This window comes from Planococcus plakortidis (assembly GCF_001687605.2).
Lineage (GTDB): Bacteria > Bacillota > Bacilli > Bacillales_A > Planococcaceae > Planococcus > Planococcus plakortidis.
This window is the reverse complement of record NZ_CP016539.2, coordinates 1,897,496-1,920,006: the sequence shown is the minus strand read 5'-3', so window position 1 is coordinate 1,920,006 and position 22,511 is coordinate 1,897,496. Positions and strand designations below refer to the sequence as shown.

The 22,511-nt window shown below is 50.6% G+C and carries 20 protein-coding genes; all 20 read left to right on the top strand.

The features are described from left to right. Nucleotides 1-124: 124 nt before the first annotated feature. Nucleotides 125-604, top strand: a complete 480-nt coding sequence (gene rimP / locus BBI15_RS09755) for a ribosome maturation factor RimP (RefSeq protein WP_068869381.1) — start codon at nt 125-127, stop codon at nt 602-604. Nucleotides 605-629: 25 nt separating this feature from the next. Next, a complete protein-coding gene (gene nusA / locus BBI15_RS09750) occupies nt 630-1,757 on the top strand; it encodes a transcription termination factor NusA (protein ID WP_068869380.1) in 1,128 nt (375 codons plus the stop codon). A 19-nt stretch (nt 1,758-1,776) separates the two neighbouring features. Further along, nucleotides 1,777-2,058 (top strand): RNase P modulator RnpM, encoded by a 282-nt coding sequence (gene rnpM, locus BBI15_RS09745; protein ID WP_058380470.1) that lies wholly within the window; start codon nt 1,777-1,779, stop codon nt 2,056-2,058. Continuing rightward, nucleotides 2,055-2,363 carry a YlxQ family RNA-binding protein gene (locus tag BBI15_RS09740; protein ID WP_068869379.1) on the top strand — a complete coding sequence of 103 codons (309 nt, stop codon included), beginning with the start codon at nt 2,055-2,057 and terminating at the stop codon, nt 2,361-2,363. Before rnpM ends, BBI15_RS09740 begins: the two co-directional genes overlap by 4 nt. A gap of 14 nt (nt 2,364-2,377) precedes the next feature. Next, nucleotides 2,378-4,675: a translation initiation factor IF-2 gene (infB, locus tag BBI15_RS09735; RefSeq protein WP_068869378.1), complete on the top strand. Its 2,298-nt coding sequence runs from the start codon at nt 2,378-2,380 to the stop codon at nt 4,673-4,675. Further along, nucleotides 4,672-4,950: a DUF503 domain-containing protein gene (locus BBI15_RS09730; protein WP_068869377.1), complete on the top strand. Its 279-nt coding sequence runs from the start codon at nt 4,672-4,674 to the stop codon at nt 4,948-4,950. The genes infB and BBI15_RS09730 overlap by 4 nt, the downstream gene beginning before the upstream one ends. Before the next feature lie 18 nt (nt 4,951-4,968). After that, on the top strand, nt 4,969-5,322 hold the full coding sequence (gene rbfA / locus BBI15_RS09725) for a 30S ribosome-binding factor RbfA (RefSeq protein WP_068869376.1): 354 nt from the start codon (nt 4,969-4,971) through the stop codon (nt 5,320-5,322). Nucleotides 5,323-5,420: 98 nt separating this feature from the next. After that, on the top strand, nt 5,421-6,350 hold the full coding sequence (gene truB, locus BBI15_RS09720) for a tRNA pseudouridine(55) synthase TruB (RefSeq protein ID WP_068869375.1): 930 nt from the start codon (nt 5,421-5,423) through the stop codon (nt 6,348-6,350). Nucleotide 6,351: 1 nt separating this feature from the next. Next, nucleotides 6,352-7,293 carry a riboflavin biosynthesis protein RibF gene (gene ribF, locus BBI15_RS09715; protein WP_068869374.1) on the top strand — a complete coding sequence of 314 codons (942 nt, stop codon included), beginning with the start codon at nt 6,352-6,354 and terminating at the stop codon, nt 7,291-7,293. 134 nt (nt 7,294-7,427) lie between these two features. After that, nucleotides 7,428-7,697: a 30S ribosomal protein S15 gene (gene rpsO, locus BBI15_RS09710; protein ID WP_068462811.1), complete on the top strand. Its 270-nt coding sequence runs from the start codon at nt 7,428-7,430 to the stop codon at nt 7,695-7,697. Nucleotides 7,698-7,836: 139 nt separating this feature from the next. Continuing rightward, nucleotides 7,837-9,945 (top strand): polyribonucleotide nucleotidyltransferase, encoded by a 2,109-nt coding sequence (gene pnp, locus BBI15_RS09705; protein ID WP_068869373.1) that lies wholly within the window; start codon nt 7,837-7,839, stop codon nt 9,943-9,945. Nucleotides 9,946-10,021: 76 nt separating this feature from the next. After that, nucleotides 10,022-11,233 (top strand): M16 family metallopeptidase, encoded by a 1,212-nt coding sequence (locus tag BBI15_RS09700; protein ID WP_068869372.1) that lies wholly within the window; start codon nt 10,022-10,024, stop codon nt 11,231-11,233. Nucleotides 11,234-11,315: 82 nt separating this feature from the next. Beyond that, nucleotides 11,316-12,350 (top strand): aspartate-semialdehyde dehydrogenase, encoded by a 1,035-nt coding sequence (locus BBI15_RS09695; protein WP_084632818.1) that lies wholly within the window; start codon nt 11,316-11,318, stop codon nt 12,348-12,350. Nucleotides 12,351-12,595: 245 nt separating this feature from the next. Then, nucleotides 12,596-14,263, top strand: a complete 1,668-nt coding sequence (locus tag BBI15_RS09690; RefSeq protein WP_068869371.1) for a ribonuclease J — start codon at nt 12,596-12,598, stop codon at nt 14,261-14,263. Between the two features lie 77 nt (nt 14,264-14,340). Then, the gene (locus BBI15_RS09685; protein WP_068869370.1) at nt 14,341-16,758 is read left to right on the top strand and encodes an FtsK/SpoIIIE family DNA translocase; all 2,418 of its coding nucleotides are present in this window, start codon (nt 14,341-14,343) and stop codon (nt 16,756-16,758) included. 176 nt (nt 16,759-16,934) lie between these two features. Beyond that, nucleotides 16,935-17,663: a GntR family transcriptional regulator gene (locus BBI15_RS09680; protein ID WP_068869369.1), complete on the top strand. Its 729-nt coding sequence runs from the start codon at nt 16,935-16,937 to the stop codon at nt 17,661-17,663. A 45-nt stretch (nt 17,664-17,708) separates the two neighbouring features. Continuing rightward, nucleotides 17,709-18,788, top strand: coding sequence for a BMP family lipoprotein (locus BBI15_RS09675; RefSeq protein WP_068869368.1), 1,080 nt, complete (start codon nt 17,709-17,711; stop codon nt 18,786-18,788). Nucleotides 18,789-18,954: 166 nt separating this feature from the next. Next, a complete protein-coding gene (locus BBI15_RS09670; RefSeq protein WP_068869367.1) occupies nt 18,955-20,496 on the top strand; it encodes an ABC transporter ATP-binding protein in 1,542 nt (513 codons plus the stop codon). Next, nucleotides 20,486-21,535, top strand: a complete 1,050-nt coding sequence (locus BBI15_RS09665; protein WP_068869366.1) for an ABC transporter permease — start codon at nt 20,486-20,488, stop codon at nt 21,533-21,535. Before BBI15_RS09670 ends, BBI15_RS09665 begins: the two co-directional genes overlap by 11 nt. Nucleotide 21,536: 1 nt before the next feature. Beyond that, entirely contained in the window at nt 21,537-22,496 is a 960-nt protein-coding gene (locus tag BBI15_RS09660) for an ABC transporter permease (protein WP_068869365.1), read from the top strand. The last annotated feature ends 15 nt before the right edge of the window (nt 22,497-22,511 follow it).

Below are 22,511 nucleotides of genomic sequence, written 5' to 3'. Positions count from 1 at the left end.
AGTTGCGCCGCTCCGCCAATCATGGTATTATTGTAGTAACATTTACTGATAGCTCTGTCGCAGAAGAGTGGGTTCTCCCGCTCTTTTCTGTTTGTTATGGCATATTATTGGCAGGAGGCATTTTATGAGCAAAATTACAGAACAAATCGAAGCAATGGCACAACCGATCATCGATGAACTGGAACTTGAATTGGTCGATGTCGAGTTTGTGAAAGAAGGTAAGAACTGGTTCTTGCGCGTCTATGTGGACAATCCACAGGAGCCGATCGACATCGACCAATGCGCAATCGTCAGCGAACGCTTGAGCGAACAGCTCGACGCAACCGACCCGATCGAGCAGAACTATTTCCTCGAAGTATCTTCACCGGGTGCTGAGCGCCCATTGAAGAAAGAAAAGGATTTCGAAAAAGCTTTGGGGAGTTTCATCTACATCAAAACGTATGAGCCGGTGGAAGACGCCAAAGAATTCGAAGGATATTTGAAGTCATTTGATGAAGAACAAGTGGAGATCGAGATCAAAATCAAGACCCGCAGAAAAACCATCAGCATCCCGAGAAAGAAAATTGCCATGATCCGTCTGGCGATCGATTTTTCTGCAAGCTGAATAGAAGAATTTAGGAGTGAAAAACATGAGCAGTGAGCTATTGGATGCTTTAGAAGTGTTGGAAAAACAAAAAGGGATTTCACGCGACGTGCTGATCGAAGCGATCGAAGCGGCGCTGGTCACAGCCTATAAGCGCAATTTTAACCAAGCGCAGAACGTCCGTGTCGACTTGAATCTCGATACGGGGACGATGCTTGTCTATTCCCGCAAGGATGTAGTGGAGGAAGTCGAAGACGACCGCTTGCAGATTTCATTGGAAGATGCGCATGCCATCAATCCAGTTTATGAAATCGGCGATATCGTCGAAGAAGAAGTCACGCCCCGCAACTTCGGGCGCATCGCTGCCCAAACAGCGAAGCAAGTGGTCACACAGCGCGTACGCGAAGCCGAGCGCGGCTTGATCTTTGAAGAATATGTCGACCGTGCGGATGATATCGTCAACGGCATTGTCGAACGCATGGATGCCCGCAATCTGTATGTCGGTTTGGGCAAAGTCGAAGCGGTCTTGCCGCAGACGGAACAAATGCCGAATGAAAGCTACCAGCCGCATGACCGCATCAAGGTCTACATCACGAAAGTCGAACGGACGACACGCGGCCCGCAAGTGTTCGTTTCACGGACGCACCCGGGGCTTTTGCGCCGTTTGTTCGAAAACGAAGTGCCTGAAATCTATGACGGCATTGTCGAAATCAAATCGATCGCGCGTGAAGCGGGAGACCGTTCGAAAATCTCGGTACATGCGACCGATGAAGAAGTGGACCCGGTCGGTTCATGTGTCGGTTCACGAGGCGGCCGCGTGCAGACAATCGTCAATGAACTCGGAGGCGAGAAAATCGACATCGTGGAATGGTCGGAAGACCCGGTCGTATTCGTAGCGAACGCCCTGAGCCCATCTAAAGTGTTGGATGTGCAAGTGAGTGAAGACGATAAATCGACGACAGTCGTCGTACCGGATTACCAATTGTCCCTTGCAATCGGCAAACGCGGCCAAAACGCGCGTCTGGCGGCGAAGTTGACAGGGTGGAAGATCGATATCAAGAGTGAAACGGATGCCCGTGAACTAGGGATTTATCCGTCTGCAGAGTCAGCAGCTATTCAATCAGCCGATGACGAAGATGCGGATGGCTTTGATTTTTACGACGAAGAAGAATAAGCTGAGAAGGTGATATCCGTTGGCTATGCAAAAGAAGATTCCGTTAAGAAAATGCGTCGCGACCGGTGAAATGCATCCCAAAAAGGAAATGATCCGCGTGGTGCGTTCCAAAGAAGGGGAAGTATTCGTCGATCTTACCGGCAAAAAGTCGGGAAGAGGCGCATATGTTTCCAAATCGGAGGATGCCATCGAATTGGCGCGAAAAAAGAAGGTATTGGATAAGCAGCTTGAAGTGAAAGTTCCAGGCGAAATTTATGAAGAACTTGTCCACGCCGTACGCAGAGAGCAGCTGAAATCATGAATAAAGAAAAAATCCTGCAGTTTTTGGGGCTTGCAACACGTGCGCGCAAACTGGTGACCGGCGAAGAGCTCGTCATCAGCGAAGTGCGCCGGGGCAATGCGAAATTAGTCATTGTGGCTGAAGATGCCTCTGAAAACACGAGAAAAAAACTGCACGATAAATGCAATTCCTATAATGTGCCAGTGCGCATAGGCGCTAGCCGCTATGAGATTGGCCATGCTATAGGGAAAGAAGCACGCGTCGTTTTGGCGATTACCGATAACGGTTTTGCCAAGAAAATGACGCACTTGTTTGATGAAAACTAACCGGGGGTGAGCAGATGACCAAAATTCGAGTACATGAATACGCTAAAAAAGTAAATAAACCGAGCAAAGACATTATCGATGAATTGTCAAAAATGAATATTAAAGTCAATAACCATATGGCTACACTAGAAGATGCTGCTGTAACGAAATTGGACGGCATTTACAAAAAACCTGCGCAAGGAAACCGCGGGCAAGGTTCACAATCCCGCCCGCAAGGCCAAAACCAGCGCCGTGGGCAAAGCGGACAAGGAAGCCAGGGCGGCCAAAACCGCACGCAAGGCGGACAGGCACGTACGCAAGGCGGGCAAGGCCAGAACCGTCCGTCCGGCCAAAACCGCACACAAGGCGGCCAAGCACGTTCACAATCGAACCAGCAAGGAACTGGCCAGTCGGGGCGCGGCTCCAATTTCACGCCGAAAGCTGCTAAACCGGCTCCAGGGCCAGGCCAGCGCGGCCGTTCGAACGGGCCAGGACGCGGCGGTCAAAACCGCAACCGCAAAGGCAAGCAACAGCGCCCGGTCAACCCGATGCCGCCGATGCCGAAAAAGGAAAAGGAATTGCCGTCAAAAATCACTTTCAGTGAATCGTTGACTGTAGGCGAATTGTCGAAAAAACTCGGCCGTGAGCCTTCAGAAATCATCAAGAAATTGTTCATGCTCGGGGTGATGGCAACAATCAACCAAGAGTTGGATAAAGATGCCATCGAACTCGTCTGTGCAGAGTACGATGTTGAAGTGGAAGAAGAAATCTTGGTCGACAAAACCGATTTGGAAGTTTACTTCGAACCTGAAGAAGAAGCCAAGAAAGAAGAACGTCCTTCTGTCGTAACGATCATGGGGCATGTCGACCACGGGAAAACGACTTTGCTCGATTCAATCCGCCACACGAAAGTGACTGCTGGAGAAGCGGGCGGTATCACCCAGCATATCGGTGCATACCAAGTCGAAGAAGACGGCAAGAAAATCACGTTCCTGGATACGCCAGGCCACGCAGCATTCACGACGATGCGCGCGCGCGGTGCGAAAGTAACGGATATTGCCATTATCGTTGTCGCTGCGGATGACGGCGTCATGCCGCAGACAGTTGAAGCGATCAACCACGCAAAAGCTGCAGAAGTACCGATCATCATCGCAGTGAATAAAATGGATAAACCATCCGCGAACCCGGACCGTGTCATGCAGGAATTGACCGAGCACGGCCTTGTTCCTGAAGCATGGGGCGGCGATACGATTTTCGTTCCGCTTTCCGCATTGACGGGAGATGGAATCGACACGCTTCTTGAAATGATCTTGCTCGTTTCGGAAGTTGCGGAATTGAAAGCGAACCCTGGCCGCCGGGCAATCGGTACGGTCATTGAAGCGGAGCTTGATAAAGGCCGCGGATCTGTTGCCACTTTGCTCGTGCAGGATGGCACTTTGCATGTCGGCGACCCGATCGTAGTCGGCAATACATTCGGCCGCGTCCGTGCCATGGTCAACGACCTTGGGCGCCGCGTGAAGACTGCAGGCCCTTCAACACCTGTTGAAATCACCGGGCTTAGCGATGTGCCGCAAGCCGGCGACCGTTTCGTTGTCTTTGAAGACGAGAAAACGGCCCGTCAAATCGGTGAGGCGCGTTCCGCTACAGCCTTGCAGGAAATGCGTTCTGAAAAGAACCGTGTCACGCTCGACAACTTGTTTGACCAATTGAAGCAAGGCGAGATGAAAGAGTTGAACTTGATCGTCAAAGCGGATGTTCAAGGGACGGTCGAAGCCATGGCTGCGTCACTCTTGAAAATCGACGTGGAAGGCGTCAACGTCAAAGTCATCCACACAGGCGCCGGTGCCATTACGGAGTCCGATGTATCACTTGCGGCAGCTTCCAATGCGATCATCATCGGTTTCAATGTCCGCCCGGATGCCAACGCCAAGCGCGCAGCAGAAGCGGAAGGCGTCGATATCCGCTTGCACCGCATCATCTACAAAGTGATCGAAGAAATCGAAGCGGCGATGAAAGGCCTCTTGGACCCAGAGTTCGAGGAAAAAATCATCGGCCAGGCGGAAATCCGCAGCACGTTCAAAGTCTCTAAAGTCGGGACCATTGCCGGAAGCTATGTAACGGAAGGCAAAATCACCCGTGATAGCGGCGTGCGCATCATCCGTGACGGCATTGTCGTTTTCGAAGGGGAAATCGATACCTTGAAACGCTTTAAAGATGACGCGAAAGAAGTCGCAAAAGGCTATGAATGCGGCGTGACGATCAAAAACTTCAACGATGTCAAAGAAGGCGACATCATCGAAGCTTATATCATGGAAGAAATCGAACGAAAATGATCCTGTTGATGGAATGCGAATTTTTTATCCCTACTGCGCATTCATTAAAAGAAAAACGCGCGGTCGTCAAAAGCATGATGACCCGCACCAAGCAGAAATTCAATGTATCGGCGGCGGAAGTCGATCATCAGCAAGTTTGGCAGCGCACGCGCCTCGCGTTTGTCACCGTTTCTTCCTCGAAGGAAGCGGCGGAACGGGAAATGGAGCATGTGCTGCGCTTTCTGGAAAGCAACCCGTCGTGGGAATGCATGGAAATAGAGAAAGAATATTTGTAAGAACGGAGTGGATTCGAAATGTCATCAATGCGCTCGAATCGTGTAGCTGAGCAAATGAAAAAAGAGCTCGGCGAAATTATCGGCAGAAAACTGAAAGACCCGCGCATCGGATTTGTCACCGTGACAGATGTCGAAGTGACAGGCGACCTTCAGCAGGCAACCGTCTATATCAGCGTGTTGGGCGATGATAAGGAAAAAGAGCAAACTTTGCTCGGCCTTGCGAAGTCCAAAGGATTCATCCGCTCGGAAATCGGGCAGCGGATCCGTTTGCGCAAAACTCCTGAATTGGCGTTTGAAATCGATTCATCTGTCGCATACGGCAATCGGATTGAATCCTTGTTGCGGGATATTAAAGATCCATCAGAAGAATAAACAGAAAGCCTGCCAGTCTATTTTTAGACAGCAGGCTTTTTTCTACATAATACTAAACGGTTCCTCAGGGGAATCGATGAAAGAGAGGGGGTTCCGATATGGAGCCGAATGGGATCCTTCCATTATGGAAAGAACCGGGCATGACATCGCATGATTGCGTTTTTCGCCTGAGAAAAATCCTGAGAACAAAAAAAGTCGGGCATACCGGAACACTCGATCCGCAAGTGGACGGCGTGTTGCCGATTTGTTTGGGACGGTCGACCAAGGTGGCAGAATATATCACGGATCAAGGGAAAACTTACGAAGCGGAAGTGTTGATCGGAGCTTCAACGGAAACAGAAGATGCAGAAGGCGCGGTAGTGGAACAAGACCTGAGCGACAAAATGATTACACGCAAGCAGCTAGAAGAGGTATTGCAAAGCCTGACCGGCGACATTGAACAAATCCCGCCGATGTATTCAGCGGTCAAAGTGAACGGCAGAAAGCTGTATGAATATGCGCGCAAAGGCGAATCAGTGGAGCGCCCTGTACGCACGGTGCATATTGATTCTATCGAATTATTGGATGAGGCGGACACATGGGAAGGGCAGAATATTCGTTTCCGCATCCGCATCCGCTGCGGCAAAGGGACCTATATCCGAACACTTGCCGTCCAGATCGGCGAAGCGCTTGGATATCCGGCCCATATGTCACAGCTGACGCGCACACAGTCCGGCAGTTTTACGAAAGAACAATGTGTGACGCTTGCCGAAGTGGAGGAAATTGCGCAAAATGGGGATATCGGTTCTATTTTGCAGCCTCTCGCATACGGCTTAAGTGCATTTCCTTTTGAAGAAATCACGCCGGATCTACTGTTCGGCATCAAAAATGGCCAAGTGCTCGAGGCGCATCCGGTCTTGAAGACAGAACCGTTTGTCGTTTTCACTTATCATGGCAAACCGGCAGCATTGTACAAACGGCATCCCGAGAAGCCGGGTAAAATGAAACCCGAAAAAATGTTTGGATTTCCTCCAACGGACGAGGTGTAGTATGAAAATCATTCACTTGAGTTATCCTCACGAGATGAAAGCACAAGAACAAGGGCCGCTGTCCATGGCGATCGGATTTTTTGATGGCGTCCACAAGGGCCACCAACAAGTGATCGGCACGGCGATTGACAAAGCGCAAGCAGGCGGGATGAAGTCCGCTGTCATGACCTTCGATCCGCATCCTTCATTGGTGCTCGGCGGCCGGAAAGAAGAAGTTTTTTATATCACGCCACTTGGCCAGAAGATGGACATCTTGGAGGAAATGGGCGTTGATATCTGCTATATCGTCCGCTTTACTTCAGAGTTCGCGAAACTTTCCCCAGAACAATTCATCGAGCATTTCATCGACGGCTTAAACGTTAAAGAAGTCGTTGCCGGCTTTGACTTCTCGTTCGGCCATAAAGGCGGCGGCAATATGGCGTTGATGGAATCGCACGGCAATGGCCGGTATCAGGTCACGACAGTCGGCAAAATCGAAGCGGAAAATGAAAAGGTCAGTTCGACCCGCATTCGCCATTTGTTGAAAGATGGTCTGGTCGAGCCGGTTCATCATCTGCTCGGCAGGCCGTACCGGATTTCCGGAACGGTCGTCAACGGTGACAAACGGGGACGGACGATCGGTTTTCCAACAGCGAACGTCGAACCGGAACTTGGCACATTCGTTCCGAAGCGCGGTGTCTATGCGGTGCGGATTGAAGTGCAAGGTGCTTATTTCGACGGCGTCTGCAATGTTGGCTATAAGCCGACCTTCAATAATCCCGATGTCAAAAATTTGGTCATCGAGGTCCATATCCTGGAGTTCGACAAGTCGATCTACGGTGAGAAAGTGGTTGTTGAATGGCATAAGCGCATCCGCGATGAACAGAAGTTTTCAGGAATTGATGAATTGAAAGCCCAAATCAGCCGGGATAAAGATACTGCCAAGCGATATTTTGAAGTATAAGTCGGACAGTTGATTTCAGAAAATCACTGTGCTATGATATCAAAGTACTGAACGTACTAACCGTTGCTTGGCAAATCGAATCACCAACGTTTGCTAGGTAATAGGGGCTATCAGAGATTAGGAGGTGGAACAGCATGGCAATCACTCAAGAACGTAAAAATGAATTGATCAATGAATACAAAGTGCATGACACTGATACTGGTTCTCCAGAAATTCAGATCGCCATTCTTACAGAAGACATCAACAACTTGAACGAGCACTTGCGTACCCACAAGAAAGATCACCATTCACGCCGTGGTCTATTCAAAATGGTCGGACGCCGTCGTAACTTGCTTAAATACCTACGCGAGAACGATGTACAACGCTACCGTGAGTTGATCGGAAGACTTGGCCTACGCCGATAATAGCAAGCAGAGAAAGCGGGATTCGTCCCGCTTTTTCTTTATGCTCAAAACTTATCATTGAATCGCACTTGATGTGCTTTTTTGATACACTATTGAAAGATACATACTACACGAAACACGGTAAGAGAGGAGCTCGACTATGGAGCAAACAAAAAAGGTTTACACATTTGACTGGGCCGGCCGCGAACTGAAGGTTGAAGTCGGTCAACTGGCAAAACAAGCAAACGGAGCGGCATTGATCCGTTATGGCGATACAGCCGTGCTATCCACTGCCACGGCATCGAAATCACCGAAGCCTCTGGATTTCTTCCCGCTGACGGTGAATTATGAAGAGCGCCAATACGCTGTCGGGAAAATCCCGGGTGGCTTCATCAAGCGCGAAGGGCGCCCATCCGAGAAAGCGACCTTGATCAGCCGCTTGATCGACCGCCCGCTGCGCCCGCTATTCCCGGACGGTTTCCGCAATGAAGTACAGGTCATTTCTATGGTCATGTCCGTCGACCAGGATTGCCCGTCTGAAATGGCAGCGATGTTCGGTTCTTCTTTATCTTTGATGATTTCAGACATCCCATTTGACGGGCCGATCGCCGGCGTCATCGTCGGAATGGTGGATGGCGAGTACATCATCAACCCGACAGGCGAGCAAATGGAAAAAAGCTCCATCAACTTGACGGTTGCCGGCACGAAAGATGCCATCAACATGGTAGAAGCCGGCGCGAAAGAAGTGTCTGAAGAGGCCATTCTGGAAGCCATCATGTTCGGCCACGAAGAAATCAAGAAATTGATCGCTTTCCAGGAAGAAATTGCAGCGGAAGTAGGCAAAGAGAAAGCGGCGGTCCAACTATACGAATTGGATGCTGACTTGACGTCCGAATTGAAAACGGCGGTTGAAGAAGACATGAATGCCGCAGTCCAAGTGAACGAGAAGCAGGCACGCAACGAAGCCATCGCAGCTGTGCGTGAACGTGCACTCGAAGCTTACGCAGATTCAGAAGACGATATTAAAAAACAAGCGGGCCAAGTGCTCGATAAAATGGTCAAAGATGAAGTCCGCCGCTTGATCACGGATGAAAAAATCCGCCCGGACGGCCGCGGCCCATCCGAAATCCGAGCGCTTTCTTCTGAAGTCGGCGTCCTTGCACGCACTCACGGCTCGGGACTCTTCACGCGCGGCCAGACACAAGCGATGAGCATCTGTACACTCGGCGCACTCGGCGATGTACAGATCATCGACGGCCTCGGATTGGAAGAGACGAAACGCTTTATGCATCATTATAATTTCCCATTGTTCTCCGTTGGGGAAACCGGCTTCCTGCGCGGCCCCGGCCGCCGCGAAATCGGCCACGGGGCTCTAGGCGAACGAGCGCTTGAAGCGGTCATTCCAAATGAAAAAGATTTCCCTTATACGATCCGCCTCGTTTCCGAAGTGTTGGAATCGAACGGTTCGACTTCACAGGCAAGTATCTGCGCTTCCACTTTGGCGATGATGGATGCGGGTGTGCCGATTAAAGCACCAGTAGCCGGAATTGCAATGGGCCTTGTGAAAAAAGGCGAGAACTATACCGTCCTTTCCGATATCCAAGGGATGGAAGACCATCTCGGCGATATGGACTTTAAAGTAGCGGGAACCGCAGAAGGCGTCACAGCCCTTCAAATGGACATCAAAATCGATGGCTTGTCGCGCGAAATCTTAGAAGAAGCATTGACGCAAGCGAAAATCGGCCGCCTTCATATTTTGGAATCGATGATTGCCACGATCAACGCGCCGCGCACGACCTTGTCCAAATTCGCGCCGAAGATCATCATGGTGAAAATCAATCCAGACAAGATCCGCGACGTCATTGGACCGGGTGGAAAAGTTATCAATAAAATCATCGATGAAACAGGCGTCAAGATCGACACCGAACAAGACGGCACGATTTTCATCTCTTCCGTTGATGAAGAAATGAACGCCAAAGCGAAAGCGATGATCGAGAATATTGTACGCGAAGCGAAAGTCGGCGAATACTACGAAGGCGCAGTCAAGCGCATCGAGAAATTCGGCGCATTCGTTGAGTTGTTCCCAGGGAAAGATGGGCTTCTCCACATTTCGGAAATCCAGGAAGAACGGACGAAGGAAGTGGAAGACGTTCTGAAGATGGGCGATATCGTCAAAGTGAAAGTCATCGAGATCGACCGCCAGGGACGCGTCAACTTGTCCCGTAAAACAGTATTGAAAGAAGAAAAAGAAGCAGCTGAAAAAGCTTGAAACGCTAAATAAAAAAAGTGGGAAAATTGCCGGTGGCATTCGCCGGCAATTTTTTTCATATACAGGAGGGCTTTCAATGGTTACCACCTATACATGCCAGAACGGCTTGCGTATCGTCTCTGAACACATCCCCCATTTCCGCTCCGTGGCGGTCGGCGTATTCGTCAATACAGGATCTCGGGATGAGCGGCCGGAAGAAAACGGCATCACGCATTTTATCGAACATCTTTTGTTCAAAGGCACCAAGACACGCAGCGCCAAAGACATCGCGCGGGAATTCGACCGCATCGGCGGGGATTTGAATGCCTACACATCCAAGGAATGTACCTGCTATTACGCCAAAGTGCTGGACCATCATGCACCGCTCGCAGTTGAAGTGTTGGCAGATATGTTTTTCAACTCGGTGATGGACCCGTTGGAAATCGATAAAGAGCGGCTTGTTGTCAAAGAGGAAATCAGCATGACCGAAGATATGGCAGATGACGATGTCCACGAGCAATTGTGGCGGGTCATGTATCCCGATAACTCAATCGGGGCGCCGATTTTAGGCACTGCCGAGACGTTGGACCGTTTTTCGCGACAACAGATTTTGGATTATATGGAGCGCCATTACACGCCAGCGAATACGGTAATTTCCGTAGCAGGCCATATCGATGCTAAACTGCTTACCCAAATCGAAGCCTTATTCGGTTCCTTTGAACGGAAAAGCCCGGGCAATGCCCATGTCCTGCCGACCTTCGTCCCAGGACAATCGATCAAACATAAAGAGACCGAACAAGCCCATATCTGCCTCGGGTATCCAGGGTTGTCGCTTCAGGACGATAGGCTGTTTGCGCTGGCCGTATTGAACAATATCATCGGCGGCTCGATGTCATCCCGGCTGTTCCAGGAAATACGCGAAGACCGTGGCCTTGCTTATTCGGTCTATTCCTATCATTCGGCCTACTCGGACCATGGAACGCTCGCCATATACGGGGGCACTGCCGACCATCAAGTCGGGGAAGTCGAGGAATTGATCCGGGCCTCGCTGCAGCGCATGCGGGAGGGGGATATCAGCAACGTGGAGATTACCGATTCCCGTGAGCAATTAAAAGGCAATTTGCTGCTTGGGCTTGAAAGCACAGGGTCCCGTATGAGCCGTAACGGGAAATACGAACTGCTTCACGGCAAACATCAATCCGCAGATGACATTATCCGATTGATCGATGCAGTGGAGCGTAAACACGTGCTGGATTTGATGCAATTGACTATCGCCGCACCAGCGGTCTCCATCATCCGTTCACAATGAAAAATGAATTGCGACAATTTGTCGCGCTGATGCGATAAATTATGTTACAATAACGCAAATCAGCCAAGAAGGAGAGAGTCGAGTGAAAACGTATAATGTAGCGATCATGGGCGCAACCGGCGCCGTTGGCCAGCAAATGAAAGAACAGCTGGAGAAGCGCAATTTCCCTGTGGGGGACATCAAGTTCCTATCTTCCGCACGCTCTGCCGGCAAGCAAATCGAATTCAACGGACAATCCCATACAGTGGAAGAAGCGGTGCCAGAATCTTTCGAGGGCGTCGATATCGCCTTGTTCAGCGCAGGCGGCAGCATCTCAGAGAAGTTTGCCCCTGAAGCCGTGAAACGCGGCGCAGTCGTGGTCGACAATACGAGTGCATTCCGCATGGATAAGGACGTGCCGCTCGTCGTCCCTGAAGTGAATAAATCGGCGCTAAAAGGCCATACGGGCATCATTGCCAACCCCAATTGCTCGACGATCCAAATGGTGTGCGCATTGCAGCCGCTAAAAGAACAGTTCGGCTTGCAGAAAATCATCGTGTCCACTTACCAGGCAGTGTCGGGCGCCGGAATTGATGCGATCAATGAATTGAAAGAACAGTCAGCGGATTTCGATAACGCAGCAACTGCCGAAGCGAACGTCTTGCCCGTGAAGTCATCCGATCGCCATTACCCGATCGCCTTTAACGCCGTGCCGCAGATCGACCAGTTCGCGGAGAACGGCTATACGCTCGAAGAAATGAAAATGATCAACGAAACGAAGAAAATCATGAGCGACCAAGACTTGGCGGTCGCGGCGACTTGTGTGCGCTTGCCGGTCGTGACAGGCCACTCCGAATCCGTCTATGTGGAATTGGATGACACGCCGTCTGTCGAACAGGTGAGAGATGCACTGGGCGGCGCGCCAGGCGTCGTATTGCAAGACAATCCCGCCAATCAGGAATACCCGATGCCATTGATGGCAGCCGGGAAAGATGAGGTGTTCGTCGGCCGCATCCGCAAAGACCTTGACAACCCGAATGGCTATCATTTGTGGATCGTCTCCGATAATTTGATCAAAGGTGCGGCATTGAACTCGGTTCAAATTGCTGAAGCACTTATCGAGGAACAATTGCTGTGAGCCGTTAACGTCATGTGGCCGTGAATAATCGGCTGATGTTTGAATCTATCGCCATCCGGTGCTGCTTGGAAGCCGTTCTTCCTCGTGCATGCGGATGGCTTTTCTATTTCATGAACGGATGTTTTTACGGCAGGCACACTAGGCAAATGGCAGTGGTTGTTTTTTTATTTGGACTGTTACCGGTGATTACCGTATAATGAAGTCTATGGATCTGTACGGGTGAAATATTTTTAGGAGGAAATCAATTGAGTAAAATTAAAAATGAAGTCATAAGAGTCATTCCGCTTGGCGGAGTAGGAGAGATCGGTAAAGCGATGTACGTCATCGATATCGACGAGGACCTGTTCGTCGTCGACAGCGGATTGATGTTCCCGGAAGATGAGATGCTTGGCGTCGATATCGTCATTCCGGACGTTACCTATCTCGAAGAAAATAAAGACCGGGTCAAAGGGATCTTCCTGACGCACGGGCATGAGGATGCAATCGGGTCGATCGCTTACCTATTGAAGAAAGTCCAAGCGCCGGTCTACGGTTCGAAGCTGACCATCGCGCTTGCAAAAGAACACGTGAAAGAGCTCGGCTCGCTCAAGCATTACAAATTCTTTGAAGTCACGAACAAGAGCCGCATGAATTTCGATAAAACACACGTCACCTTTTTCCATACGACACACAGCATTCCGGATGCACTCGGGATCGTCTTCCATACATCGGAAGGCGCCATCGTCCATACCGGTGAATTCAAATTCGACCAGTCGATGCAAGGAAGCTACCGCCCGGATTACGCCAAAATGGCGAAGCTCGGCGAAGACGGCGTCTTGATGCTGCTGTCGGATTCCACCGAAGCTGAACGCCCGGGTTACACAACGTCCGAAACGGTTATCGCTGACCATATCCTGACGGCATTCCACCAGGCCCCGGGGCGCATTCTCGTCTCGCTTTATTCATCCAACTTCATCCGTATCCAGCAAGTGTTCGATATTGCACATCAGACAGGCAAGAAAGTAGCCGTCATCGGCAAAAGCCTGGAGAAGAGCTACGAAGTCGGCTTGCGGCTAGGCTACCTCAAGGTGGACGAAGACACGGTCATCTCCATGAAGGATGCCGAAAAATACAACGATGATGAAGTCGTCATCATCGTGACCGGCAACCAGGGCGAACCGCTTGAAGCGCTCGACAAGATGGTCAGACGCCAGCACAAGGATGTGCGCATCAATGAGACGGACACGGTATTGATTACCTTCACGCCTTCGCCGGGCATGGAAGTGCCGATGTTCCAGACAATGAATAAATTGGCGAAAGCCGGGGCGAAAGTATTGACGTCCAATAAGAAAGTCCACGTTTCCGGCCACGGCAGCCAGGAAGACTTGAAAATGATGCTGAACTTGATGAAGCCGAAGTATTTCATCCCGATCCAAGGGGAATACAAAATGCTCATCGCCCATTCGAAATTGGCGCAGCAAGTCGGCATCGCGAAATCGGATATCTTCATCGCCGATAAAGGCGATATCGTCGAATACCGGAAAGAAAAAGTCCGCATGAGCGGCCGCGTTACGACAGGCAATGTATTGATCGATGGCATCGGTATCGGGGATGTCGGCAATATCGTCCTCCGCGACCGCAAGCTTTTGTCCCAGGATGGCATCTTTATCATCGTCGTCACCTTGAACCGCAAGGAGAAGCGCATCGCTTCAGGACCTGAGATCATATCAAGAGGCTTTGTCTATGTCCGTGAATCGGAGCAATTGCTTGATGAGTCGAGCCAATTGGTGCGTAAGATCGTCGATAAATATGTGACGCGCGACGCGTTCGAATGGAACAACATCAAACAGGAAATCCGCGACACGCTCAATTCGTACCTGTATCAGCAGACGAAGCGGCGTCCGATGATCATCCCGATCATCATGGAATACTAAAAATACAAGTAAAGGGATTCCATACCGATTTTATCGGCAGGAATCCTTTTTCATTACGTAAGAAAAGAGGGAATCCCATGGCGCCAAGCCGCACGAACAAAAAAAGTACTACCAAGCCGCGCACCAAGCCGCGCACTAAACCGAAACCGAGAGCGAAGGCGAAGAAGCGGCAGCCGGTGCCGATGATCGCTTATGAAGTGACAGGGCTCATCATGATCGGCATTGCGATCTTGATGGTCTTCCGGCTCGGATTGATCGGCCGCATGTTCAATAATATCGCTGAATACCTGATCGGCTATCTGGCCTTTCTCGCGCCACTGGCATTGATTGCAGCCGCTCTCCACATCATGGTCAAGCGTGGGCTGCCGAAAATCCGCGCGAAAATTGCGGTCGGCTCGCTGTTCCTGTTTGCTGGCGCATTATTGATCAGCCACTTGATCTGGGCAGCCGGTTCGATCTTGCCGATCACTTCCGCAAATGTCATATCGGAAACATCGAAAATGACACAAATGTCCGGCACGATCTGGGGCAATTACGAAGCGGCCGGGGGCGGTTTTTTCGGCGCCTTATTGTATGCGCTGCTTCATGTGTTGTTCGCGACAGCCGGCACATGGGTCATTGCTGTCATCTTATTATCGATCGGCGCCATCATCCTGACCGGCAAAGCGGCAGCGCCAGTGATTGCAGAGCGCTTGCCGGCAGCCGGCGAAGCGATGCGGTCTCTCGCAGAACGTTTCAAACCGGAACGCAAACCGGTGAAAAAACAGCCGCGCAGAAAAAATGCGCCTGAAAAGGTATTGGAAATGAATGAGCAATTGGCTTATGACGATGCCCTGGAGGAGGAAACAGAGACCACGCTGGTCTTTGATCAGGAGACCGAGCGGGAACCGGAAGAAGAATCGGATAAAGAGCCGATCATCTCGGCATTCACGGAAAAGGTCAAGCCGAAGCGCCAGGACGCGATAGAGGAACAGCCAAAAGCCGAAACAGCTGATGAAATCAGGCATGTCGATCCGGAAACAGGGGAAATCTTGAAAGAGCCGGTCATGTCGATGAAAGAGGAAGCGGAAAATGAAGATTATGCGTTGCCGCCGATGGACCTGTTGACATTGCCGCCGCATAGCGACCAAAGCGGCGAGTATTCGGGCATCCAGAAAAATGCCAAGAAACTTGAAAAAACTTTCCAAAGCTTTGGCGTCCGCGCGAAAGTGACACAAGTCCACCTGGGGCCAGCCGTCACGAAATACGAAGTGCTGCCCGATGTCGGCGTGAAGGTCAGCAAAATCGTCAGCCTGCACGACGACTTGGCGTTGGCGCTTGCCGCCCGCGATATCCGCATCGAAGCACCGATCCCCGGGAAATCGGCGATTGGCATAGAAGTGCCGAATACGGAAGTGGCAGTCGTGAGCCTAAGGGAAGTACTGGAATCGGAAGAAAACAATAAACCCGATTCCAAATTGCTGTTCGGCCTGGGACGCGATGTCACAGGGCAGGCAGTCATGACCGAACTGAACAAGATGCCCCACCTCCTTGTGGCAGGATCGACAGGCAGCGGGAAATCGGTATGCATCAACGGCATCATCACGAGTATCATCATGCGCGCCAAGCCGCACGAAGTGAAGATGATGATGATCGACCCGAAAATGGTCGAACTGAATGTCTATAACGGCATCCCCCATCTGCTTGCGCCGGTCGTGACCGATCCGCGCAAGGCGGCGCAAGCCTTAAAGAAAATCGTGTCGGAAATGGAACGGCGCTATGAGCTGTTTTCCCATACCGGCACACGCAATATCGAAGGCTATAACGATTACGTCGACACCTTCAACGCCGAGAACGATGAAAAGCATCCGAAACTGCCATTTATCGTCGTCATCGTCGATGAGTTGGCGGACCTGATGATGGTCGCATCGAATGAGGTGGAAGATGCCATCACCCGCTTAGCGCAAATGGCGCGTGCAGCGGGTATTCATCTGATCATCGCCACCCAGCGGCCGAGCGTTAACGTCATCACTGGCGTGATCAAGGCAAATATCCCATCGCGCATCGCGTTTGCTGTATCATCCGCCATCGATTCACGGACCATCCTTGATATGGGTGGTGCTGAAAAACTGTTGGGCCGCGGAGACATGCTGTTCCTCGGGGCAGGCCAGTCAAAACCGGTGCGTGTACAAGGGGCGTTCCTATCGGATACCGAAGTGGAGAAAATCGTGGACTTTTCGATCGAACAACAAAAAGCGCAATACCAGGAAGACATGATCCCGTCGGATGTCGAGGAAGTAAGCATCGACCAGGAAACGGACGAACTTTACGATGAAGCAGTGCAATTGGTGACGGAAATGCAGACAGCATCCGTCTCGATGCTGCAGCGCAGGTTCCGTGTCGGTTATTCGCGCGCTGCCCGCATCATAGACCAAATGGAGCAGCACGGGGTGGTCGGGCCGTATGAAGGCAGTAAACCGCGGCAAGTCCTGGTTCCTAAGCAGGAAGAATATTGATCGGTCAATAGCCGTTTTGTGACAAAATGTTTAGTATTTGAGCAAGCGCGTTAAGGAAAATTCGCAGAATTCGACAAATTGCTATTTATTTCACTTCTATTAAATGGTATAGTATTTCTGATTAGTAGGAATGTTTTACATCAGATGTCTGATCTCTGTCATGGGTGGTGAATCGTATGACAATCAAATCGGATCACCGTGCATTGTATCTCCAAGTGATCGATCGAATGAAGCAGGATATCGCTTCGGGTGTCTACAAAGAGAAAGAGAAATTGCCATCCGAGTTCGAACTTTCGAAATCCCTTGGAGTGAGCCGCGCGACTCTCCGCGAGGCGCTGCGGCTGCTGGAAGAAGATAATGTAATCGTCAGGCGCCACGGTGTCGGGACGTTTGTCAATTCGAAACCGGTTTTTTCATCGGGCATCGAGGAATTGACAAGCGTATCCGATATGATCCGGCAGGCGGGAATGGAACCTGGAGTGGTCTATTTGAGCACTTCAGAGTCCATTTGTTCTGAGGAAGATGTTAACCGCTTTCATTGCAATCCGGAAGATACTGTCATTACAATCGAACGCGTCCGAACGGCAAATGGGGAACCTGTCGTCTATTGTATCGACAAAGTGCCTTCTGTTTATCTGCCTGAAGGCTTTCTCGGGCGCAAAGAAAGCTCCATTTTTTCGGCGCTTGAAGAATCCGGCGATATCCGCATCTCGTATGCCGTCACTTTTATCGACCCGACTGGTTACCACGAGGAAGCCTCGCCGATTCTTGAATGCGATCCGGAAACTGCATTACTGGTATTAAAACAGCACCATTACGATGAGAACGATCGCTTAGTGCTGTATTCAAAGAACTACTTCCGGGCTGATAAATTCCGCTTTCATGTAGTTCGTAAACGTCTGTAAACATCTGATTCCTGCTATTATCAAAAAAACCTTGGGGTTATTACATTGATTAAACGTAAATTTGGCGTAGGTTTATCATTAATGCTGGCTGCTGGAGTACTTGCAGCATGTGGAAGCGAAGAAGATACTTCGAACGGCGGCGACTCTGCTGAAGGCGGAGAAGGCACTGAAGAAGCAAGTGATTTCTCGGTAGCGATGGTTACGGATGTCGGCGGCGTCGATGACAAATCCTTCAACCAATCAGCTTGGGAAGGGATCCAGCAGTTCGGTGAAGAAAACGGCCTTGAAAAAGGAGACGGCGGGTATGATTACCTCCAATCCGCTTCTGATGCCGACTATAACACCAACTTGAACAACTTGATCCGCCGTGACTTCGATGTCGTCTTCGGTATCGGTTTCTTGATGGAAGGTGCTGTTAAGGAAATCGCTGAGCAGCAGCCGGATGCACAAATCGCTATCATCGATGCAGTAGTGGATGCACCAAACGTGGCAAGCGTCATGTTTAAAGAGCAAGAAGGCGCATTCCTTGCAGGCGTTGCTGCAGCACTTATGACTGAAACCGACAAGATCGGTTTTGTCGGCGGCATGGAAATCCCGGTTATCGAGCGTTTTGAAGCCGGATTCCTTGAAGGGGTAAAAGCTGTTGATGATTCAATCGAAGTCGATGTTCAATACACAGGTGCTTTTGATAAAGCGGAATTGGGTAAAACGACTGCAAACCGCATGTACAGTGCTGGAGCGGACATCATCTTCCACGCGGCAGGCGGAACGGGTAACGGCGTGTTCACAGAAGCAAAAGAGCGCATCGAAGCTAACCCTGATGAAAAAGTATGGGTTATCGGCGTTGATGCTGACCAATACGAAGAAGGACAAGCTGGCGATCAAAACGTAACTTTGACTTCAGTCTTGAAACGCGTAGATACTGCGGTTATGAATATCTCAGAACAAGCGATGAACGGCGAATTCCCAGGTGGGGAAACGGTCACTTACGGTTTGTCTGACGAAGGGGTAGGCCTTGCGGATTCACGCGGAGCGATTCCAGAAGATGTCATGAGCCAGATCGAAGAATACAAAGAGAAAGTGGTTTCCGGCGAGATCGAAGTTCCTGAAACGCTTTCCGAATAAACTGTAGTCAAATACGGTCATCATAAAGACCGGGTATCCGGTCTTTATGATTTTTTTTCGTCTATTTTTCGAAAGATTAATAGATGAAAGGTTTCTGCCAAAAGAAGCCTTTCATGTATTAATTCATTAAATCAAGAAACAACCAGTCTCCGAGGGAGTGAAAACCGTGGAATATGTTATTGAAATGCTGAATATCCGAAAAGAGTTCGGGAATTTTGTCGCTAACGACAATATCACGCTGCAACTCGAAAAAGGGGAGATTCATGCACTGCTAGGTGAGAACGGGGCAGGGAAATCCACCTTGATGAACGTCTTGTTTGGCTTGTATCAACCAGAAGGCGGCGAAATCCGCGTCAGGGGCAAGAAAGTCGATATTTCCAACCCGAACGTAGCGAACGATCTCGGGATCGGCATGGTGCACCAACACTTTATGCTGGTCGAGAATTTCAGCGTAACCGAAAACATCATTCTCGGCAGCGAGCCGACAAAGATGGGCGTGACGAATAAGAAAGATGCCGCGCAAAAAGTGGCGAAGTTATCTGAGCAATATGGCTTGAATGTCGACCCGTACGCCATTATCGAGGATATCTCGGTCGGCATGCAACAGCGTGTGGAAATTTTGAAAACGCTTTATCGCGGTGCTGAAATCCTGATATTCGATGAGCCGACTGCGTCGCTCACGCCCCAGGAAATCACGGAACTGATCCAGATCATGAAACGTTTGATCGCTGAAGGCAAATCGATCATCCTCATCACACACAAATTGAAAGAGATCATGGACGTTTCAGATCGTGTCACGGTCATCCGCAAAGGCCAAGGGATCGGCACCGTGACCACGGCAGAAACGAACCCGAATGAATTGGCAGCCTTGATGGTCGGGCGCCAAGTTACGTTCAAGACCGAAAAAGGGCCGGCATTTCCGTCAGAGGAGACCTTGACCGTCAAAGATCTCGTTGTCGAAGATTACCGGGGCGTAGCGAAGGTGAAAAACTTGAACTTGACCGTCCGCAAAGGCGAAATTGTCGGGATTGCGGGTATTGACGGCAACGGCCAATCGGAGCTGATCGAGGCGATCACTGGACTGCGCAAAGTCAAAAGCGGGGAGATATTGATACATGGCAAGAATGTCACAGGCATGAAACCGAGGAAAGTGACGGAAGCCGGCATTGGCCATATCCCGCAAGACCGCCATAAGCACGGCTTGGTGCTCGATTTCCCGATTGGGCATAATATTGCGCTGCAAACCTATTACAAAGCGCCGATCTCCAAGTCAGGGATTATGGACTATAACAAGATTACGGAAAAAGCCCAGCAAATCATCAAAGATTTTGATGTCCGTACGCAAGGGCCGCATGAACCTGCCAGGGCGTTATCAGGGGGCAACCAGCAAAAAGCGATCATCGGGCGGGAAGTCGACCGCAACCCTGATCTGCTCATAGCCGCGCTTCCGACGCGAGGCTTGGATGTCGGGGCAATCGAATTCATCCATAGCCGTTTGATCGAACAGCGGGACAACGGCAAGGCGGTCTTGTTGATTTCGTTTGAATTGGATGAAGTCATGAACGTTTCCGACCGGATTGCCGTGATCCATGACGGCGAAATCGTCGATGTCGTCATTCCTGAAGAAACGACTGAACAAGAACTGGGTCTTCTTATGGCAGGACATGCGGAAAAAGACAAGAAAGGCGGGAAGCACCGTGTCGAATAGAGCGACAAACTTGCTGGTCCCGATCGTTTCCGTTGTGCTCGGCCTGATTGTAGGGGCGATCATCATGCTCGTCAGCGGCTATAGCCCGATCGAAGGGTATGCTGCATTATGGAACGGTATTTTTGGAGACCTATACACCATCGGCGAAACGCTTCGCCAAATTACACCTTATTTACTGGCTGGTTTAGCCGTTGCATTTGCTTTCCGCTCAGGCCTCTTCAATATCGGGGTCGAAGGGCAATTGATTGTCGGCTGGTTCGCCGCTGCTTATGTCGGCGTAGCGGTTGAATTGCCGAAAATCATCCATTTGCCGCTGGCTATTCTGGCAGCGGCCGTGGCAGGGGCTTTATGGGGCTTTGTTCCAGGGCTATTGAAAGCCAAGTTCCGTGTACACGAAGTTATCGTCACCATCATGATGAACTATATTGCACTTCACGTAACAAACGCATTGATCAAGACCGTCTCGGATGGCGGGGACCGCACGGAGCGGATTTTCACCAGTGCTTCCCTGCGGTCTGAGTTCCTCGAGAACTTGACGGAATTCTCCCGTCTGCACATGGGATTGCTGCTGGCGCTCATCATGGTCGGCGTCATGTGGTTCATCCTGGAGAAGACGACGCTCGGTTTCGAATTGAAAGCGGTCGGTTTCAACCAGCATGCTTCCGAATATGCCGGCATGAACGTCAACAAGAACATCATCCTGGCAATGGTCATTTCAGGTGCATTTGCCGGCCTTGCAGGCGCGATGGAAGCGCTCGGGACATTCGAGTATGTTTCGTCCAAGGGCGGATTCACAGGGATCGGCTTTGACGGCATCGCCGTTGCGCTTCTCGGCATGAATACGCCGCTTGGTGTCATTTTCGGGGCTACTTTATTCGGTTCCTTGAAATACGGTGCGCTCAATATGCCGAATGCTGCGGGCATCCCGATCGAAATCGTCGAGATCGTCATCGCCGTGATCATCTTCTTTGTAGCATCCGGTTATATCATTCGTTTGCTGCTGCTCCGAGCAGCCGGCAAAAAGAAGGAGGCGAAGTGATATGAGCTTTATGGATATCCTATATTTCATCGTCCCTTCGGCGATTTTCTATGCAGCACCGCTTATCCTTGTGGCAATCGGCGGGGTGTTCTCTGAACGCTCGGGTGTCGTCAACATCGGCCTTGAGGGCTTGATGGTCATCGGCGCATTCGTCGGGATCTTGTTCAACTTGCTGTTCGCGGATACATTCGGCGGGATGACGCCATGGCTGGCATTGGTAGCCGCGATGGTCGCAGCGCTGCTCTTGTCGCTGCTTCATGCCGTCGCATCGATTTCCTTCCGCGCCGACCAAGTCGTTTCAGGTGTCGCCATCAACTTATTGGCAATTGCTTTGGCACTTTATCTAGTGAAAAGCATCTTCGATAAAGGCCAGACGGATTTCATCAGTGAACGCTTTGCACGCTATAATGTGCCGGTATTGTCTGAAATCCCTGTCATCGGGCCATTGTTCTTCACATCGGTCTACAATACTTCATTCTTTGCGATCGGTGTCGCTTTCCTTGCGTGGTTCGTCATCTACAAGACGCCGTTCGGCTTGCGCCTCCGCGCGGTCGGCGAGCATCCGATGGCGGCTGATACGATGGGGATCAATGTCGCAAGAATGCGCTATGTAGCGGTCATGATTTCCGGTGCGCTAGCCGGAATCGGCGGCGCGATTTATGCACAGACCATTACAGGAGACTTTGGGCATGCTACGATCAATGGCCAAGGATTCATGGCACTTGCTGCGATGATCTTCGGGAAATGGCATCCGCTCGGTGCGATGGGTGCGGCATTATTCTTCGGATTTGCACAATCCTTGAGCATTGTCGGTTCCTCGATTCCTTATATTCAGGAAATCCCGAATGTCTTCCTGTTGATTCTTCCATACGTATTGACGATTTTCGCACTGGCAGGCTTCATCGGCCGCGCCAATGCCCCTAAAGCGAACGGGAAACCGTATATAAAAGGGCAGCGTTAAGGTTCAATGCCGCCA

Bases quoted from the DNA above. Each gene is read 5' to 3' on its own strand.
- rimP (WP_068869381.1), top strand. From the start codon at position 125: ATGAGCAAAATTACAGAACAAATCGAAGCAATGGCACAACCGATCATC.
- nusA (WP_068869380.1), top strand. From the start codon at position 630: ATGAGCAGTGAGCTATTGGATGCTTTAGAAGTGTTGGAAAAACAAAAA.
- BBI15_RS09740 (WP_068869379.1), top strand. From the start codon at position 2,055: ATGAATAAAGAAAAAATCCTGCAGTTTTTGGGGCTTGCAACACGTGCG.
- infB (WP_068869378.1), top strand. From the start codon at position 2,378: ATGACCAAAATTCGAGTACATGAATACGCTAAAAAAGTAAATAAACCG.
- BBI15_RS09730 (WP_068869377.1), top strand. From the start codon at position 4,672: ATGATCCTGTTGATGGAATGCGAATTTTTTATCCCTACTGCGCATTCA.
- rbfA (WP_068869376.1), top strand. From the start codon at position 4,969: ATGTCATCAATGCGCTCGAATCGTGTAGCTGAGCAAATGAAAAAAGAG.
- truB (WP_068869375.1), top strand. From the start codon at position 5,421: ATGGAGCCGAATGGGATCCTTCCATTATGGAAAGAACCGGGCATGACA.
- ribF (WP_068869374.1), top strand. From the start codon at position 6,352: ATGAAAATCATTCACTTGAGTTATCCTCACGAGATGAAAGCACAAGAA.
- rpsO (WP_068462811.1), top strand. From the start codon at position 7,428: ATGGCAATCACTCAAGAACGTAAAAATGAATTGATCAATGAATACAAA.
- pnp (WP_068869373.1), top strand. From the start codon at position 7,837: ATGGAGCAAACAAAAAAGGTTTACACATTTGACTGGGCCGGCCGCGAA.
- BBI15_RS09700 (WP_068869372.1), top strand. From the start codon at position 10,022: ATGGTTACCACCTATACATGCCAGAACGGCTTGCGTATCGTCTCTGAA.
- BBI15_RS09685 (WP_068869370.1), top strand. From the start codon at position 14,341: ATGGCGCCAAGCCGCACGAACAAAAAAAGTACTACCAAGCCGCGCACC.
- BBI15_RS09680 (WP_068869369.1), top strand. From the start codon at position 16,935: ATGACAATCAAATCGGATCACCGTGCATTGTATCTCCAAGTGATCGAT.
- BBI15_RS09660 (WP_068869365.1), top strand. From the start codon at position 21,537: ATGAGCTTTATGGATATCCTATATTTCATCGTCCCTTCGGCGATTTTC.